Source organism: Microbacterium hydrocarbonoxydans (assembly GCF_023715885.1).
Lineage (GTDB): Bacteria > Actinomycetota > Actinomycetes > Actinomycetales > Microbacteriaceae > Microbacterium > Microbacterium hydrocarbonoxydans_C.
In genome coordinates this window covers 598,976-616,248 of sequence record NZ_JAMBOY010000001.1, presented here as the reverse complement: position 1 = coordinate 616,248, position 17,273 = coordinate 598,976, and the positions used below count along the sequence as shown (strand labels likewise).

The 17,273-nt window shown below is 68.5% G+C and carries 12 protein-coding genes and 2 tRNA genes; 9 read left to right on the top strand and 5 right to left on the bottom strand.

The window, feature by feature from the left end:
* Positions 1-9 precede the first annotated feature (9 nt).
* Entirely contained in the window at positions 10-1,275 is a 1,266-nt protein-coding gene (locus M3195_RS02950) for a Fic family protein (RefSeq protein ID WP_251585052.1), read from the bottom strand.
* 248 nt (positions 1,276-1,523) lie between these two features.
* Between M3195_RS02950 and M3195_RS02945 the strand changes: the two genes are divergently transcribed.
* From M3195_RS02945 to M3195_RS02925, 5 genes are all read left to right on the top strand, one after another.
* Positions 1,524-2,792 carry a sensor histidine kinase gene (locus tag M3195_RS02945; RefSeq protein WP_251585050.1) on the top strand — a complete coding sequence of 423 codons (1,269 nt, stop codon included), beginning with the start codon at positions 1,524-1,526 and terminating at the stop codon, positions 2,790-2,792.
* Complete coding sequence (locus M3195_RS02940) at positions 2,780-3,469, top strand: LuxR C-terminal-related transcriptional regulator (RefSeq protein WP_251585048.1); 690 nt, start codon at positions 2,780-2,782, stop codon at positions 3,467-3,469. The genes M3195_RS02945 and M3195_RS02940 overlap by 13 nt, the downstream gene beginning before the upstream one ends.
* On the top strand, positions 3,466-4,410 hold the full coding sequence (locus M3195_RS02935; protein ID WP_251585046.1) for a DUF4097 family beta strand repeat-containing protein: 945 nt from the start codon (positions 3,466-3,468) through the stop codon (positions 4,408-4,410). Before M3195_RS02940 ends, M3195_RS02935 begins: the two co-directional genes overlap by 4 nt.
* An 83-nt stretch (positions 4,411-4,493) precedes the next feature.
* Positions 4,494-4,567: transfer RNA gene (locus M3195_RS02930), tRNA-Ile, on the top strand.
* A 26-nt stretch (positions 4,568-4,593) separates the two neighbouring features.
* A tRNA-Ala gene (locus M3195_RS02925) sits at positions 4,594-4,666 on the top strand.
* A gap of 69 nt (positions 4,667-4,735) precedes the next feature.
* On the opposite strand, the gene M3195_RS02920 is transcribed toward M3195_RS02925, so the two are convergent.
* Positions 4,736-5,554: a helix-turn-helix transcriptional regulator gene (locus M3195_RS02920; protein WP_251585327.1), complete on the bottom strand. Its 819-nt coding sequence runs from the start codon at positions 5,552-5,554 to the stop codon at positions 4,736-4,738.
* An 82-nt stretch (positions 5,555-5,636) separates the two neighbouring features.
* On the opposite strand from M3195_RS02920, the gene ilvD reads away from it, so the two are divergent.
* From ilvD to M3195_RS02905, 3 genes are all read left to right on the top strand, one after another.
* A complete protein-coding gene (ilvD, locus tag M3195_RS02915) occupies positions 5,637-7,541 on the top strand; it encodes a dihydroxy-acid dehydratase (protein ID WP_251585044.1) in 1,905 nt (634 codons plus the stop codon).
* A 171-nt stretch (positions 7,542-7,712) separates the two neighbouring features.
* Positions 7,713-8,003, top strand: a complete 291-nt coding sequence (locus M3195_RS02910; RefSeq protein WP_251585042.1) for a hypothetical protein — start codon at positions 7,713-7,715, stop codon at positions 8,001-8,003.
* Between the two features lie 74 nt (positions 8,004-8,077).
* The gene (locus tag M3195_RS02905; RefSeq protein ID WP_251585040.1) at positions 8,078-8,833 is read left to right on the top strand and encodes an MBL fold metallo-hydrolase; all 756 of its coding nucleotides are present in this window, start codon (positions 8,078-8,080) and stop codon (positions 8,831-8,833) included.
* A gap of 26 nt (positions 8,834-8,859) precedes the next feature.
* Here M3195_RS02905 and M3195_RS02900 read toward each other — a convergent pair whose 3' ends face one another.
* The 3 genes from M3195_RS02900 to M3195_RS02890 form a co-directional block, all read right to left on the bottom strand.
* Complete coding sequence (locus M3195_RS02900) at positions 8,860-9,333, bottom strand: DUF4383 domain-containing protein (RefSeq protein ID WP_251585038.1); 474 nt, start codon at positions 9,331-9,333, stop codon at positions 8,860-8,862.
* Positions 9,334-9,457: 124 nt separating this feature from the next.
* Positions 9,458-9,961 (bottom strand): DUF3253 domain-containing protein, encoded by a 504-nt coding sequence (locus M3195_RS02895; RefSeq protein WP_251585036.1) that lies wholly within the window; start codon positions 9,959-9,961, stop codon positions 9,458-9,460.
* Between the two features lie 72 nt (positions 9,962-10,033).
* Positions 10,034-11,041, bottom strand: coding sequence for a LacI family DNA-binding transcriptional regulator (locus M3195_RS02890; protein ID WP_251585034.1), 1,008 nt, complete (start codon positions 11,039-11,041; stop codon positions 10,034-10,036).
* A gap of 193 nt (positions 11,042-11,234) precedes the next feature.
* Here M3195_RS02890 and M3195_RS02885 point away from each other — a divergent pair, with 193 nt between their 5' ends.
* A complete protein-coding gene (locus M3195_RS02885; protein ID WP_251585032.1) occupies positions 11,235-17,255 on the top strand; it encodes a GH92 family glycosyl hydrolase in 6,021 nt (2,006 codons plus the stop codon).
* Positions 17,256-17,273: the final 18 nt, after the last annotated feature.

Sequence of the window (17,273 nt, the reverse complement as noted above, 5' to 3'; positions counted from 1 at the left end):
TCTGACGGATCACTCGAGTTTGGTCAGCCTTGTGGCGAGGTCCGGAACGGGACTCCACTCGATCGGGTGTTTCGCCCGCCCGCGTTCGAGGAGCCCGAACGACTCGAGGTGAGTGAGGTCGTTACGCGCCGTCTGTGTCGATACGCGATATCTGTTGGCGATCTCCGTCGCGGTGACGGCCAGCGGTGATTCTCTCGTGAGCCACTCGATGATCTGGGTCTGACGCATGTTGAAATCCCGGACGGCACCTTTCAGTGCGTTCTGCACCCGGAGTGACTCGCGATGCCGAGAGGCGACGTATGCGTCGAGCTCGTCGAGGGAACGCTTGATCACCCGGAGCTGGTGAAGGATGAAGTACGTCAGATCGTTGTCGTCATCCTCGGTGTACTGGTAACTGTCCCCGTACTTGCCCGGGGCGGCACGAAGGATCTTGGAGATCGTCAGATACTCGGCAAGCCAGTAACCGTTGTGGAGCATCGACCAGTAGAAGGCTGTCCGTGCGATACGCCCGTTCCCGTCGGCGAAGTAGTGGTCGTATCCGAACATGAAATGAATGATGACGGATCGAACGATGGGCGGGATGTAGGGGGAGTCGGTCGCGCTCCCGTTCGCGAACGCCGTCAGTTCGAGGAGTCGTTGCGGCAGCTCGTGAGCGGGAGGCGGCACATGAACCTGCGTCTCCCCGGCCCACACGCTGACGCGCTCGTGGTCAGGCGTCTCGAGACGGCCGGCGTCCGAAGGATCATCGAGCGTTCCCTCAGTCAACATGGCGTGCAGGTCGAGGACCCACATGGGCGTGAGTGAGTCCGACGAGGACTCGGTCACGATCTGCATCGCCCGATAGTTGTTCAGGATCATTCGCTCGGACTTGGTCCGGGGATCGCGGCCGGTGCTGAGGAGCTCCACGGCGACGCGTCGGCTCGTGGAAGCGCCCTCCAGCTGGCTCGAGGTGATGGACTCCTCGACGAGGGACCGGACGACGAACATGTCGCGGCCATCCGGTGTCAGTGCAGCCCCGCCGCCGAGGACGCTGCCACCCGCACGCCGACCGATCTCCTCGGTCAGTTGGAGCACCTCGTCGGTCATGGCGAAGGTGAAGTGTGATCCATCCTTGGCTCTCAAAGCCACGGTGCGCATCTGAGAGCTTCTCTGGAGTTTGAGTCGGAACCACCACTCCTCATGACTCAGATCCGACGGCGAATCTCTCCTCAGCAGCTGCTCCCAGTGGTAGTACTGCGAATCATCGAGAGGCGGAGCGAAGAGCAGTGCATTCATCCGCTCCGGGTCCGCCAGCACTCGTCGGCGGAGGTCTGCCAATGATGGCGCGGGCTGGCGAAGCGGCATCTGATTCCCCCAAAGAAAACAAAATACTAGAAGAGATTTTGCTTTGCTAAACAGACGATACCAGCGAGCGACCAAGATCCGACGATTGATTCCGGCTCTCGCCGGGGTAGGGGAAACCCGAACGGGTCTCTCCGGTTCCCTCGGTGTCGGCGTGATCATCGCGCCCGTACTTTGGAATCATGACCACACAGACAGCCACGCCTTCCCGGGCCACGGCCACGAAGCCGCCGCTGCGCCTCTTCCTCACACTGCTCCATCTCGCGGGCGTCGGGGTGCTCGGCGGGATCATCTTCACCACTCTCTCCGGACTCCTCAGCGCCGGACTCGGTCTTCTGCTCGTCGCCGGCATCGGCATCGTTCTGCTGGTCGGTCTCGTCTACGCGCTGTTCGCGGTCGGCTGGTTCGAGGTCGCCCGCGTCAGCGGTCTGTACCGCACGCCCATCGCGCCACTGCGCTGGCGTCCCCGCGACCGTGCGGGCTTCTCGGGCTGGATCCGCGCTCTCGGCAGGCAGTCCATCGACGGTCGCATGTGGCGCGCCATCGCGAACTTCGCCATCTCGGCCGTGCTCGGCTGGATCGTGCTGCGCTTGGCCTGGGGCCTCGTCTGGTCCATCGCCATCTGCTTCGCTCCGCTGGTCGGCGCAGGCACCGTGATCGGGCCATTCGGTGGGATGGGCATCACGGCTCCGTGGGCGCCGCTCGTCGGCATCCTGGGAATCGCCGTCTGCGTGTTCGGCATGATCGGCCTCGCCGCGCTCCACCGCGTCCTCTCCCTCTCCATCGTGATCCGTGCGAAAGAGGCCGAGCTCACCGAGCGCGTCCGCACGAGCACGGCTCAGCGGGAGGGCGCCGTGCGCGCGGCCGACGTGGAGCGCACCCGCATCGAACGCGACCTGCACGACGGCGTCCAGCCCCGCCTCGTCTCGGTCGGCATGACGCTCGGACTCGCGCAGCAGAAGATCGACACCGATCCGGATGCCGCGAAGGAGCTCATCACCGAAGCGCACACGTCGACCAAGGCGGCCATCACGGAGCTTCGTCAGCTGGCGCGGGGGATCCACGCCTCCGTCCTCGACGACCGCGGTCTCGACGCCGCACTGTCGGCGCTCGCCGGGAGGTCGCACATCCCCGTGCAGCTCGACGTGCGGATGGACGGGCGCTGCAGCAGGGAGGCCGAGGCCGCCGTGTACTTCTCCATCGCCGAGTCGCTCACGAACGCCGCCAAGCACTCCCGTGCGAGCGAGGCGCGGGTGACCGTGCGGCTACGCGAGGGCGGAGTGCTGTGGGCCCGAGTCGAAGACAACGGGATGGGCGGCGCGCAGGTGCAGCCCGGCGGCGGACTCGACGGCATCGCGAACCGCATCCTCGCCGCGGGCGGGACGTTCCGTCTCGACAGCCCGGCCGGCGGACCCACCAGCCTGGAGGTGAACGTGCCATGCGCATCCTGATCTGCGAAGACTCCGTCCTGCTTCGCGAGGGACTCGTCCGGCTGCTCGAGGACGCCGGCCACTCCGTGGTCGCGGCTCTGCCCGACACGAACGGTCTCACCGAGGCGGTTCGAGCCGAGGCGCCCGAGCTGTGCATCCTCGACGTCCGCCTTCCCCCGACATTCACCGACGAGGGGATCCGCGCGGCGCTCGAGCTGCGGGCCTCCGATCCGTCCCTCCCGCTCCTCGTGCTGTCGCAGTACGTGGAGGAGCGCTACGCGTCCGACCTCATCGCCGCCCAGGGCGGCCCGCTCGGCTACCTGCTCAAGGACCGGGTGGCAGACGTCGCGGAGTTCCTCGGATCCGTGCAGCGGATCTCGGAGGGTGCGACCGTGCTCGACCCCGAGGTCGTGGCGCAGCTGCTCACCCGACGCAACCGGGACGACCGGATGATGCGCCTGACCGAGCGCGAGCGCACCGTGCTCGCGCTGATCGCCGAGGGGAAGTCGAATCAGGCCATCGCCGGGTTGCTCTTCCTCTCGGAGGCCAGCGTGGAGAAGCACATCACTGCCATCTTCCAGAAACTCGGGTTCGAGCCCGACGAGTCGGGCAACCGGCGCGTGCTCGCCGCCCTCGCCCACATCGAGAACACCGGCGGGACGACCCCGCCCACCGGCCAGACAGGAGCCGCACGATGACCACTCCCCAGCACGATCCGGCATTCGACCCTCGGGGCTCGCGGATGCCGCTCACTCCTCCTCCTGCCGCAGGAGCCGAGGTCCCTCCGGGCGCCGCCGAGCCGCCGACCGGTGGATCCGGCGGCCCGGCGCGCGGACCCGGGGTGGCGGCGATCCTCGTCACCACCGCGGTGGTCGGCGGCATCGCACTGCTCGGCTCGGGGGCCACCGCGGCCGTCGCCGCGACCGGCACGATGCTCTCCACCTCGGGTGAGCGCGGCGACTCGGTGCAGACGGTGGATGCGGAGGGCATCACGAGCATCGATCTCGACGTCGACGCGGGCAACATGCGCGTCGAGTTCGGCGACGTCGTCGAGGCGGAGCTCTCCGTCACCAACTCCCGGAATCCCGGATGGACGCTCGAGCGCGAGGGCGATGAGCTCGTCGTCCGCAGCCCCGACTTCGAGTGGGGCTGGTGGTTCGGCGGATGGTTCGGCGACGACCAGTCGGCCGTGCTCACCCTGCCGGAGGACCTCAGCACTGATGCCGTGGACGCCGACCTCACGCTCGACGCCGGCAGCCTCGACGTGGTCGGCGACTTCGGGGCCCTCGACCTCACCGTCAACGCGGGAGCGCTCGATGTGGAGGGCGCGGCCGAGAGCTTGGCCGTCGAGATGAGCGCCGGCCGTGCGGACGTCGCGCTCGACGGCGTCGACCAGGCCGACCTCAGCGTCTCCGCGGGTGACATGAATGTGGTCCTCGGAGGCACCGCACCCTCGTCGACCACGATCGACGTCAGCGCCGGATCCCTCGATCTCACGGTTCCGGACACCTCGTACGCGATCGGCGAGGACGTCAGCGCAGGCTCGCTGAACGCGAAGGTCGACCGCGACGCGGACAGCTCGCGCACGATCGATGTGTCGCTCTCCGCGGGCAGCGTCACCATTCGTCCGGGCGCGTGATCCTTTTCGAGGGCGGGACTCTCCCGGGTCCCGCCCTCGATTGGGTAATTCCGAGAATCTCCGGTAAAGTCTTGGAGGTTGACGGGGCTATAGCTCAGGCGGTTAGAGCGCTTCACTGATAATGAAGAGGTCCCAGGTTCAAGTCCTGGTAGCCCCACTCCGTAACTCAAGAAGTACCCTCACGGGGCCTTAGCTCAGTTGGTAGAGCGCCTGCTTTGCAAGCAGGATGTCAGGAGTTCGAATCTCCTAGGCTCCACACTGTGTTGAGACAGTTCGAGAAGGCCCCGCCGAGTGCGGGGCCTTCTCGTTTCTCCGGTGCTCCGATCTAGCCTCCGCCCGCGAAGCGGCGGCGCGTCTCGGCATCCGCGGTGTAGACGACCAGCTGCACGTCCGTCTGGTCCGAGGGTCGCAGCTGGTGGTGCTCGAAGACGAGGCGGCCGAGGTTCGGATGCTGGAACACGCGCTCGCGGGACTCGAAACCGCCGACGCCGTGGCTCTCCCACCGTTCGCGGAAGTCGTCGCTCTCCTGCACGAGCCGCCCGATGAGATCGCGGTACCGCGGGTCGCCGAGTCGCGGACCCGCCTCCGCCCGGAACTCCGCGAGAAACCGCCGACTGGTGTCGTCCCAGTCGTCCAGCAGCGACCGCACGGCGGGGTCGGTGAAGATGAGCCGCAGCAGGTTGCGCTCCTCCGGCGGGGCGCTCGCGACGTTCGGGTAGAGCCGCTCGTAGGCGGCGTTCCACCCGGCGATCCCCCAGTCCGGCGCGAGCGCGTAGGCGGGGTGCTCGTCGAGCGCGTCGAGGAACCGCTGCACATGCGCCGGCGCCGTCTCGACGGCCTCGCCGCCCCCGGGCCGCTGCGGTGCGAAGCCGGCGAGGGTGAGTACGTAGTCGTGCTCGGCCACCGTGAGGTGCAGGGTCGTGGCGACGGCATCCAGCACCTGCCTCGAAGGATTGATGTCGCGACCCTGTTCCAGCCACGTGTACCAGGTGACGCTGACTCCGGAGAGGTAGGAGATCTCCTCACGGCGGAGCCCGATCATCCGGCCACGCCCGGCCGGAGGGAGCCCGTAGCCGGTGCGGTCCAGTTGCTCGCGTCGGGCGCGCAGGAACGCGCCGAGCTCCCTGCGCTGCTGTTCATCGATGGCCACCCGATAAACCTAGTGCTCCCACTACTAGTGTCAGGGACGACTTCCTCGGATGGCGATGAGGAACGAAGGTGGGAGGATGCCCACTCCCCTTCGCTCCCGAACCGTGACCCACGGCCGTAACGCCGCCGGAGCCCGCGCCCTCTTCCGCGCGGCAGGCGTGAACGCCGCCGACTTCGGCAAGCCGATGATCGCCGTCGCGAACAGCTTCACCGAGTTCGTCCCCGGTCACACGCACCTGCAGCCGGTGGGTCGCATCGTGTCCGACGCGATCACCGCGGCGGGAGGCATCCCCCGCGAGTTCAACACCATCGCGGTCGACGACGGCATCGCGATGGGCCACGGCGGGATGCTGTACTCCCTCCCGTCGCGCGACCTCATCGCCGACTCGGTCGAGTACATGGTCAATGCGCACCAGGCCGACGCGCTGGTGTGCATCTCGAACTGCGACAAGATCACCCCGGGCATGCTCATGGCCGCGCTCCGCCTCAATATCCCGACCGTGTTCGTGTCGGGTGGTCCGATGGAGTCGGGCCGTGCCACGCTCGTGGACGGCAGCGTGCGCACCCTCGACCTCGTCGACGCGATCTCCGAGGCGGCGAACGACACGGTGTCGGATGCCGACATCCAGCGCATCGAAGAGAACGCGTGCCCGACGTGCGGGTCGTGCTCGGGGATGTTCACCGCCAACTCCATGAACTGTCTCGTCGAGGCGCTCGGTCTCGCGCTGCCCGGCAACGGCTCGGTGCTCGCCACCCACACCGCCCGCCGCGAGCTGTACGAGCGTGCGGGCCAGGTCGCCGTCGAGATCACCCGCCGGTTCTACGACGAGGACGACGCGGCGGTGCTCCCCCGCGCCGTCGCGAGCTACAACGCGTTCGAGAACGCCATGGCCCTCGACATCGCGATGGGCGGCTCGACGAACACGATCCTCCACCTCCTCGCCGCAGCGCACGAGGCGGGCGTCGCCTTCGGTCTCGACGAGATCGACGCCGTCTCACGTCGAGTGCCGTGCCTCGCGAAGATCGCCCCGAACCCCGCCTACGGCCGGATGTACTACATGGAGGACGTGCACCGCGCAGGGGGAATCCCCCGCATCCTCGGTGAGCTGCGTCGTGCGGACGCGCTGAACGACGACGTCTCGTCGATCCACTCACCCTCTCTCGAGTCGTGGCTCGCGGAATGGGACATCCGCGGCGGCGCGATCTCCGACGCGGCGAAGGACCTCTGGTACGCGGCGCCCGGCGGCGTGCGATCCTCGAGCGCGTTCTCGCAGTCCGAGCGCTGGCTCGAGCTCGACACGGATGCCGAGAGCGGCTGCATCCGCGATGCCGAACACGCGTACTCGGTCGACGGCGGCCTCGCGGTGCTCCGCGGCAACATCGCCGTCGACGGCGCGGTGGTGAAGACGGCGGGTGTGGACCCGTCGATCCTCGTGTTCTCCGGCCCAGCGGTCGTCTGCGAATCGCAGGAGGAGGCGGTCGCGAAGATCCTCGGCAAGAAGGTGCAGCCGGGGGATGTGGTCGTGATCCGCTATGAGGGGCCGAAGGGCGGACCCGGGATGCAGGAGATGCTGCACCCGACCTCCTTCCTCAAGGGTCGAGGGCTGGGCAAGCTGTGCGCCCTCATCACCGACGGGCGCTTCTCGGGCGGGACGTCGGGGCTCTCGATCGGTCACGTCTCCCCCGAGGCGGCGTCAGGCGGTGTGATCGCGCTGGTCGAGGACGGAGACATCATCTCGATCGACATTCCGACCCGCGATCTCACGCTGCAGGTCAGCGAGGCGGAGCTCGAGCGTCGTCGCGCGGCTCTGCTCGACGGAGGCGGATATCGCCCGCGTGACCGACAGCGCGCGGTCTCGCCGGCGCTGCGTTCATACGCCACGATGGCGACGTCGGCCGACCGCGGAGCCGTGCGCGATGTCGAATCCGTCGAGCGCGCGCTGCGCGAACAGGAGCTCCGCTCGGTGTCCTCTCCGGTGTGAGGAATCGGCGGACGGAGGCGGATTCATCCACAGCTGTGGATGAAGCTGTTAACAACTCTGACCTGGGGTTCATGAAATTCACAGGAATGGAATCAGCTGGGTTACTGGCACTCAGGAGCCAAGATTGCAAGCCCCCTTTTGTCGATCCCCGATGCGGCGTACGGTGCTTTCATGAGTAACGTCGAGACTGTGCAGACCATGGTGCAGATCGAGGTGACCTTCAACGGACGCGGCTTTCTCCTTGCTCAGGATCAGGACCTGACGGATCTGAAGCACCGTATCGAGGCCGCGATGGGCACCTCAGGCACATTCGTCGACCTCGTCGTGGTGGGCAACCGCAAGCTCAGCGTGCTCATCACGCCCCGCAGTCATGTGACGATCACCGAGGCGACCGTACCCTTCGACGCGCGCGACACCGGAGACATCGACTCGCCGTTCGGCGGCTATTACGACCTGCTCTGACCGAACCGCTACCACCGCGAGTCGCATCCGGCAAGGCTCCTGCGTGTGCGAAGCAGCGGGCCCACCGTGGTGCGATGAGCATCCGAAGCCGATGGACCGTGATCGCCCACGGCGTGTACCGCCTCGAGACCGCCAACGTCAACTGCTACCTCGTCGTCACGACCGAGGGAATGACCCTCGTCGACGCCGGCCTCCCCGGCACGCTTCCGCTGCTCGACGATCTCCTCGCGCACCTCGGAGCCCATCGCGGAGACATCGACGCCGTCATCCTCACCCATGGGCACTTCGATCACGTCGGGATCGCTCATCGCCTGGTCTCGGAGCGCCGCACTCCGGTGCACGTCCATCCGCGGGATCAGCGTCTGGCGCGGCATCCGTATCGCTATGCCCATGAGCGCGCGCGGATCACCTACCCGTTCCGTTACCCGAAGGCGGTGCCGACGCTGCTCGCGATGACCGCGAAGGGCGCATTGGGTGTACGCGGCATCGAGGCGGCGACGAGCGTGCGCCACGCGACGGCCGTAGAGGCGCCCGGACGGCCCGTCGCGCTCTGGACTCCCGGGCATACCGACGGCCACTGCGGATTCTGGTTCGAAGACCTCGACGTACTGATGACCGGCGACGCGATCGTCACCCTCGACCCGTACACGGGCGGCACGGGGCCGCGGATCGTCGCCGGAGCGGCGACCGCCGACAGTGGGCGAGCCCTGAGCGATCTCGATGCATTCCTCGCGTCGAGCGCCCGCACGCTGCTGCCCGGTCATGGCGAGCCGTGGCATGACGGAGCCGGGGCCGCTGTCACCCACGCTCGTCGCGTCGGTGCCCGCTGACCCCGGCTCGGGTTCCCGCCCGATGGTCAGGCGCGTGCTGTGCGCCCGTCGTTGCCCGGCACGCGCGGCGCTCGCGTGACGAACACGCCGAGCAGGATCATGCCGATGCCGAGAACGAGGTGCAGCCAGTTGTCGGCGTTGTTCACAGGGATGAAGTTCAACTGGTCGTTGCCGACGGCGATGAGGCCGTAGATCCAGACGACCAGGTAGGCCGCGCCGCCGACGATCAGGTACAGCCTGGCCGCCCGGGCACGTGCGGCCAGCGCGATGCCGGCGACCGCGAAGGCGAGGTGCACGAAGTTGTGCAGCACCGACACCTGGAAGACGCCGAGCAGATGAGCTTCGGAGCCGGCGCCCGCGCCGTGCAGGTGCTCGGCGGAGTGCGTGAGGCCGGGGATGAAGCCGGCGATGCCGACGAGGAGGAAGACGATGCCCACGATGAGGGCGGTCTTCTGGACAGGGGTTCCTGCGTAGCGCTCGGCGCGCGCGGTGTCGCTCATGATGTCCTCCGTAACGGTGCGATGGGGTGCCTGACGTTATCGATCCGCTGCGGCTGTCCCGCAGGGCATTGACGCCTCGCCTGCCTGGGGCATAAGCTCGCGCGCCCGATGACGCCGCGAGATTTCAGAGGGATGGGCCTCTCACGATCCGCACGGGCCCCCGTGCGTCGCGGATGCTGACCACCGATCCCTTCTGCGTCACGACGACCTGCTCGTCGTCGGCGAGCTGCGCGGTGACGCGTCGCACATCGGACATGAGGCTCCGCCACGACTCCCCGCCGACGGTGCGGGCGACGTCGCTCGGGCAGATCGAGGATCCGGCGCGCTTGCGCACGAGGGTTCGGATGGCGGCACCGATCCGCTCGTCGAAGCCCTCGCCGGAGCGCTCCTCCCACCAGGGGGTGCCGCGCTCGCCGAGAGCGGTCTTCGCGTCGTTCACCCGTCGGCGTGCGTCCGGCTCCGATGCCTTCACCGCTCGTCGAGCCGACATCAGCTCGTCGACGAGCTCCTGCCGGAAGGTGTCGGGGATGCTCGGGTCGGTGGCCCGCCATCTGCGACCGTCGATCACGACGTGGTGGCCGTCAGGCGTGCGTTCCAGGCCGTCTGCGGTGTCTTTTCCCTTCGGCATGACGGCAGTCTGGCGCGATGGCTCCGCGGTCGACAGGGTCTTGACTCCCGCAGCGTGCTGTCGACTCCGACGTCAGGTACCGCTCGATGCCCGCGCGACGAGCCGCATCGGGACGGTGACGCTCTCGTAGGGGCGCGTGCGGTCGCTGAGGCGGGCGACCGCGAGCCGGGCGGCCTGACGCCCGAGCGCCTCGATGTCTCCCGACACGACGCTCACCCCGAGCACCCGTGCCCACTCCGGTTCGTCGAAGCCGATGACGGCCGGCCGGTCGCGGTGCCCGGCGACCGTCTCCATGACACCGAGCAGGATGCGGTTGTTGCCCGCCACGACGGCGGTGGGCGGCTCGCCGAGGGCGAGCAGCTCGCGCATGCACGCGCGGGAGGATGCCGCGTCGTGCGCGTCGGTGCGGAGCAGGCGGCGCCAATCGGCGTCGGCGGGGTCGAGCACGTCGCCCATACCCGCGAGACGCTCGCGGTACGTGGGCAGCCATGCGTAGTCGCCGATGAAGGCGATGCGGCGGTGTCCGGCATCGAGGAGGTGCTGTGCGGCCAGTCGCCCTCCCTCGCGGTTGTCGAAGACGACGGAGTCGGCGGCGAGGTTCTCGGCCGGGCGGTCGACGAACACGACGGGGATGCCGCGTGCCTGCAGCTGTGCGTACTCGCTGTGATCGGTCATGGCCGACACCGTGATCACCGCCGTCGTCTGCCGGTCGGCGAGGTCGCGCGCGACGCGCTGCTCCTGCTCGGCCGACTCGCGGGAGTTCGCGACCGAGAGGTGCATGCCGCGGGGGCGGATCTCGTCTTCGACGGCCTGCGCGAGCGCGGAGTAGAACGGGTTCGTGAAGTCGCCGGTGATGAGGCCGATGGATGCCGCGAGGCGTCCGCTCGCGAGGAGGCTCGCCGCCGCGTTGCGCTGGTAGTCGAGCTCGGCGGCGGCCGACAGCACGCTCGCGAGTGTCTTCTCGCTCACGTAGGACTCTCCCCCGAGCGCCCGGGACGCCGTCTTGAGACTGACGCCCGCTCGCTCGGCGACCTGGGCCAGCGTCGGGCGCGATGTCGCGCCGGTCTCTGTGCGAGTCATGCATCCCCTTGTCGCCCGCGAACGCGGATAGCTCATTATGGCGGCTGCCGATCGGAACCGAGCTCTTCCGCCGGTCACGATCGCTGTGATAGCGTCCAGCGTATGACAGCGATGTCATATATCGGTCATCCCGGCGTCGGAGTCGGTGAGGACCCCATCAGCGACACACCGTAGTGGAGTTAGAGGAGCAACCATGAGGGTCCCCAGCCCGAGGAACCACCGATCCGCCAGACGATCCTGGGCAGCGGCCGGTGTCGCCGTCTCCGTCGGGCTCGGCATGCTGACGCCGATGGCGGCGTCAGCGGCCGGAGAGACGACCTTCGTCTCGTCGTTCGAGTCCGGCGACGCGGCGCCCGTCCTCACCGGCACCGGTCAGCCCGTCAACGTGACCGGCAGTCGCTTCGCCCCGGGCAGCGTCCTCGGTGACGTGGCCGCGGTGACGGCATCCGCCGAGAACACGCCGAACGAGGTCGCGTCGTTCCTGGCCGACGGCAACGCGTCGTCGAAATGGTTGGCCTTCGAGCGGGCGGCCTGGGCGCAGTACGAGCTGACGACGCCGCAGCCGATGGTGCGTTACACCCTCACGTCGGGCAACGACGCGCCCGAACGCGACCCGCGCGACTTCCGGGTGCTGGCCTCGCAGAACGGCACCGACTGGGTGACGGTCGACGAGCGCACCGGCGAGCAGTTCTCCGGCCGCGGCGAGACCCGCACGTTCGAGCTCGCGACGCCCAGCGAGCCGTACCTCTACTACCGCCTCGACGTGCTCGCCACGCGTACGCCGAACACCGGCATCGTGCAGCTCGCGGGCTGGGAGCCGATCGCCGTCGACGGCGCGACCCCCGCCCCCGGTGACCTCATGCTGCAGGTCGGCAGCGGCCCGACGAGCTCCGACACCGCCAAGACCGGCGTCGGCTTCACCGGCACCAAGGCGCTGCAGTACGTCGGCCGCCACCTCGACGCGGGTCCCGCGTCCTCGACCAGCGTGCTCTACGACGACGTCGCGATCGATGTGGCGGACGACAGCGAGCTCTCGTACCTCGTCTTCCCCGTGCTCGACGGCGAGCAGACCTACGCCGCCACCTTCGTGGCCGTCGACCTGACCTTCGACGACGGCTCGACGCTGTCGGCCGGCGACGCCACCGACTCCTACGGATACGCTGCGAACGCGCGCGCCCAGGGTCAGGCCAACGTGCTGTGGCCGAACCAGTGGAACAAGGTCACGATCGACCTCGGTTCCTTCGCCGGCCGCACCATCGACGACATCCTCTTCCGCTATGACCACCCCGGCACCGACGTGAAGGGCGTGGAGGTGCCGACCGGCGCGACCGCCTTCAGCGGCTGGCTCGACGATGTCAGCATCGGCGCGGCAGAGCAGCTCGACACCTCGGACGGACTCGTGTCGTATGTCGACACCCGCCGAGGCACGAACTCGACCGGAGGGTTCTCGCGCGGCAACAACCTGCCGGCGACCGCGTGGCCGAACGGCTTCAACTTCATCACCCCGATGACCAACGCCGACAACGTCGGCACGATCTACCAGTACCAGCGGGCGAACAACGCGCAGAACCTCCCCGCCCTGAACGGCATCGGCTTCTCGCACCAGCCGAGCATCTGGATGGGCGACCGCAACCAGATCGCCGTGCTCCCCGCCGCGAACGGCAACCCCACATCGTCGCTCAACGACCGCAAGCTCGCGTTCCACCACGAGAACGAGACCGCGCGGCCCGACATCTACAGCGTCGAGTTCGACAACGGCATCCAGACGTCCGTGACCGCCACCGACCACGGCGCGATCTACCGTTTCGAGTTCACCGGCGACACGAGCTCCGTGCTCATCGACCAGCTCGTGAACTCCTCGAAGCTCCAGATCAACGGCGACACCGTCTCCGGCTGGGTCGACGGCGGATCCGGCTGGCCGGGACGCACGCGCATGTTCGTGTACGGCACGTTCGACAAGGCGCCGCTGAACGCCGGAGCGACCACCCAGGGCGACCGCAACGGCACGGCCCGCTATGCCGCCTTCGACACGAGCGGCGACAAGACCGTCGAGCTGCGGCTGTCGTCGTCGTTCATCTCGCAGGATCAGGCGAAGAAGAACCACGAGTTCGAGCTGCAGGGCGTCTCGTTCGAGGATGCGCACGCCGCCGTGCGCGACGCGTGGAACGACCGCCTCGGCGTGATCCACGACGTGAAGGGCGCCACCGACACCCAGCTCATGACGCTGTACTCCAGCCTGTACCGCCTGAACCTCTACCCGAACTCGCAGTTCGAGAACACGGGGTCGAAGGCCGACCCGGTCTACCAGTACGCGAGTCCGGTGTCGGCGACGAGCGGCAGCGCGAGCGACACCCGCACGAACGCGAAGATCGTCGACGGGAAGGTCTACGTCAACAACGGCTTCTGGGACACATACCGTACGGCCTGGCCGCTGTACTCCCTGCTCTACCCGGACGTGACCGATGAGCTCGTCGACGGGTTCGTGCAGCAGTACCGCGACGGCGGATGGGTCGCCCGGTGGTCGTCTCCCGGGTACGCCGACCTCATGACCGGCACAAGCTCCGATGTCGCGTTCGCCGACGCCTACCTCGCGGGGGCGCTCGACACGAACACCGCACTCGAGGCCTACGACGCCGCCGTGAAGAACGCCACCGTGCTGCCGGCGTCCAACGCCGTCGGCCGGAAGGGACTCGCGCAGTCGATCTTCCTCGGCTACACCGAGGCGACGACTCACGAGAGCGCATCGTGGGGGCTCGAGGGCTACATCAACGACTTCGGCATCGCCGAGATGGCCAAGAAGCTTTCGGAGGATCCGGCGACCCCGGCCGACCGAGTCGAGCAGCTGAAGGAGGAGGCAACCTACTTCGAGGCCCGCGCCGAGCACTACGTCGAGATGTTCAACCCCGAGGCGGGTACGTTCACCTCGCGGAACGCCGACGGCTCATGGACCTCGGGTGCCGAGTTCGACAAGAAGGCGTGGGGCGGGGCCTTCACCGAGGCCAGCGCCTGGACCTTCGGATTCCACGCACCGCACGATGTCGACGGCCTCGCCGCCCTCTACGGCGGCCGTCAGGGTCTGCTCGACGTGATGCACGACTTCCTGACGACACGCGAGAAGGCCGACTACTCCGGTATCCATGAGGCGCGCGAAGCACGCGACGTCCGGCTCGGGATGCTGGGCATGTCGAACCAGATCGCCCACCACATCCCGTACGTGCTCGCCGAGGCCGGCGACCCGTCGGGGGCGCAGGAGCTGATCCGCGACATCCAGGACCGCCTCTTCGTCGGTTCCGACATCGGCCAGGGCTACCCGGGAGATGAGGACAACGGCGAGTTCTCGGCCTGGTACGTCTTCTCGGCGCTGGGCTTCTATCCGCTCGAGGTGGGCTCGGGCGATTACACGATCGGCACTCCGCTCTTCGACAGCGCGACGCTGTCGATCGGCGACACCGACCTCGTCGTGAACGCACCGGGAGCATCGGCCGGCGCCGACTACGTGGGCGGCGTGAGCCTGAACGGGCAGCCGATCACCGAGACGACCTTCGACGGCGACCTGCTGCGCGCCGGAGGGACCCTCGACTTCACCATGAGCACGACGCCACAGGCGTGGGGTGCCAAGGACCTCACCGAGAAGCTCGAAGTGCCGACCACTCTGGTCGACGCGACCAAGCCCGGACGCGGCGCGCTCGCCGCGGCGGACGGCACGCCCGTGGGCTCGCTCGTCGACGACAACATGAACTCGACCGTGACCTTCTCGGGCGACTCGGCCGAGCTGGTGTGGACGTCTCAGTCGGGTCCGGTCTCGATCGGCCAGTACACGCTGACCAGCGCGTCGAAGGCTGCGGCTCCCACGAGCTGGACGCTCTCCGGCTCGCTCGACGGCACGACGTGGACCGAGCTCGACAGCCGTGAGGGTCAGACCTTCACGTGGGACTCGCAGACACGGCCGTTCACGACGCAGACGGCCGGTGGTTACACGAGCGTCAAGCTCGCCGTGAAGAGCGGCGGCTCCCCGCTGGCGCTGTCGGAGGTCGAGCTGTTCGCCTCGGCATCCGCTGCCGACGGACTGTCGATCGCCGCGGGCGCACCTCAGCGCGTCGCCGTCGGGACCGAGTTCTCGGGATCGCTCGCCACGATCGTCGGCACCGAGACCGACGCCTCGGGCTACGACGTCACTGTGGACTACGGCGACGGCGAGGCAGCGGACGACGTGACCCTCACCCGCGACGAGCTGGGCGGCTGGAAGGTCAGCGCCCCGCACACGTTCTCGGCACCGGGCACCTACTCGGCCGTCATCTCCGTGCGCGACTCGTCGGGCGCGGCGGCGCAGGCCACCGAGTCGGTCGAGGTGTTCCGCGATGAGACTCTGGTCGGAGGCTTCAACAACGTCTGCATCGGCGACCTCGGCGTCACCGCCGCGAACTGCGACTCTCAGGGCCACGGCTACTTCCGCGACAAGCTCAACGCCGACGGCTTCGTGCAGGGCCAGACCCTGACGGTGCCGGGCACGACGCTGACGTACGATCTGCCCGCCGTCCCCGCCGGCGCGCCGGACAACATCACGGGCGAGGGTCAGACGGTGAAGCTGTCGCTGGGCACCGCCGCGACGCAGATCGCGTTCATCGGCACCGCCACCGAGAGCAACCGCGACTCCGATGCCGTGCTGCACTTCACCGACGGCAGCACCCAGACCGTCACCATCAGCTTCGGCGACTGGGTGGGTGCATCCGGCAACCCGTACAAGGGCAACACCGTGCTCACGATCTCCGAGGGTCGCCTCTCGGGAACAGGCGCGGAGTCGAGCGTGAAGAACACGGCGATCTACGCCACCGCCCCGATCGCCCTCGCGGTCGACGGGAACGGTGCGCCGAAGGTGGTCGAGTCGCTCACGATGCCGAAGGAGTCGGGTTCGCTGAACGACGGCCGCGTGCACGTGTTCGCGATCGCGTCGGACGGCGACCGCGCTGCCGCCGCCGAGCTGTCGGTCACGGCCGGTACGGTCGACGAGCAGGTGACGGGTGAGGAGTTCGACGCCACGCTGGCGACCGTCACCGGCGGTCTCGGCGAGACGTCAGCGGTGGTCAACTGGGGCGACGGCTCCCCGGTCTCCGCGGTCGACGTGACCGATGGTGCGGTGCAGGGCACGCACACCTACGCGAAGGCCGGCAGCTACACCGTGACGGTCACGGCCGACGACGGCGTGAAGTCGGCGGCGACGCAGCTGACCATCGTCGTGGCCGATCCCGTGCCGGTGTACGAGCCCGAGATCCAGGCGCCGCAGCAGGCGGCACCGGGTGAGAAGGTCACCATCACGGGCACCGGCTTCGCGCCGGGCGAGAACGTCGCGCTGCGCATCGACGACGAACAGCCGGTCTTCGTACAGGCTCAGCAGAACGGATCGATCAGCGGGTCGATCACGGTGCCGAGCGGAGCCGTCGACGGCGACCACCCGGTCGTCGCGCTCGGCGACGTCTCGCAGGTCGAGGCGCGTGCGTCGCTCCTCGTCGTCGGCGATCCGACGGCTCCGAAGAACACCTCGGTGTCGTTGAAGTCCGGCTCCGACGACCCCGTCGCCGGGGAGTCCGTGCCGCTGATCGCCACGGTGAAGCCCGCCGGGGCGGCCGGTCAGGTCGAGTTCCTCGAGGGCGACGCCGTGGTCGGCTCGGCCGGCGTCTCCGCGGGAGTCGCCACGGCCGACGTCACGATCGCGACCTCGGGGCAGCACACCTACACGGCCCGGTTCGTCCCGTCGGATGACACCGCGTTCCGCCCGTCGACGTCGGCCCCGCTGACGATCGACGTCCGCAGCGCCCCGGTGCTGCAGGCGGAACTCGTGATCGGTCAGTCGCGCGTGGTGCAGGGCGGCACGGTCGAGCTCATCGGGCGCGGCTTCGGCGCCGGCGAGGTCATCACGATCACGCTCTTCTCGGAGCCGGTGCGCCTCGCCGAGGTCACGGCTGACGGGTCGGGTGCCTTCCGTACGACGGTGACGATCCCGGCCAACGCCCCGGTCGGTCAGCACACGCTGGTCGCCCAGGGCACGGCATCCGGTCTCAGCGCCCAGGGTGCGCTCACGGTCACGGCTGCGGCGTCGACGGGCGACGGCTTGGCGGGAACGGGCGGCGCGGTGCCGATCGCGCTGATCGTGCTGATGCTCGGGCTGCTCGCCGCGGGCGGAGTCCTGTTCGTGCGGCGCCGCCGTCAGGAAATCTGACCCGCACCGACTGTTCGG

Bases quoted from the DNA above. Each gene is read 5' to 3' on its own strand.
- M3195_RS02905 (WP_251585040.1), top strand. From the start codon at position 8,078: ATGAGCATCCGAAGCCGATGGACCGTGATCGCCCACGGCGTGTACCGC.
- M3195_RS02940 (WP_251585048.1), top strand. From the start codon at position 2,780: ATGCGCATCCTGATCTGCGAAGACTCCGTCCTGCTTCGCGAGGGACTC.
- M3195_RS02900 (WP_251585038.1), bottom strand. From the start codon at position 9,333: ATGAGCGACACCGCGCGCGCCGAGCGCTACGCAGGAACCCCTGTCCAG.
- ilvD (WP_251585044.1), top strand. From the start codon at position 5,637: ATGCCCACTCCCCTTCGCTCCCGAACCGTGACCCACGGCCGTAACGCC.
- M3195_RS02885 (WP_251585032.1), top strand. From the start codon at position 11,235: ATGAGGGTCCCCAGCCCGAGGAACCACCGATCCGCCAGACGATCCTGG.
- M3195_RS02910 (WP_251585042.1), top strand. From the start codon at position 7,713: ATGAGTAACGTCGAGACTGTGCAGACCATGGTGCAGATCGAGGTGACC.
- M3195_RS02945 (WP_251585050.1), top strand. From the start codon at position 1,524: ATGACCACACAGACAGCCACGCCTTCCCGGGCCACGGCCACGAAGCCG.
- M3195_RS02890 (WP_251585034.1), bottom strand. From the start codon at position 11,041: ATGACTCGCACAGAGACCGGCGCGACATCGCGCCCGACGCTGGCCCAG.
- M3195_RS02895 (WP_251585036.1), bottom strand. From the start codon at position 9,961: ATGCCGAAGGGAAAAGACACCGCAGACGGCCTGGAACGCACGCCTGAC.
- M3195_RS02950 (WP_251585052.1), bottom strand. From the start codon at position 1,275: ATGAATGCACTGCTCTTCGCTCCGCCTCTCGATGATTCGCAGTACTAC.
- M3195_RS02935 (WP_251585046.1), top strand. From the start codon at position 3,466: ATGACCACTCCCCAGCACGATCCGGCATTCGACCCTCGGGGCTCGCGG.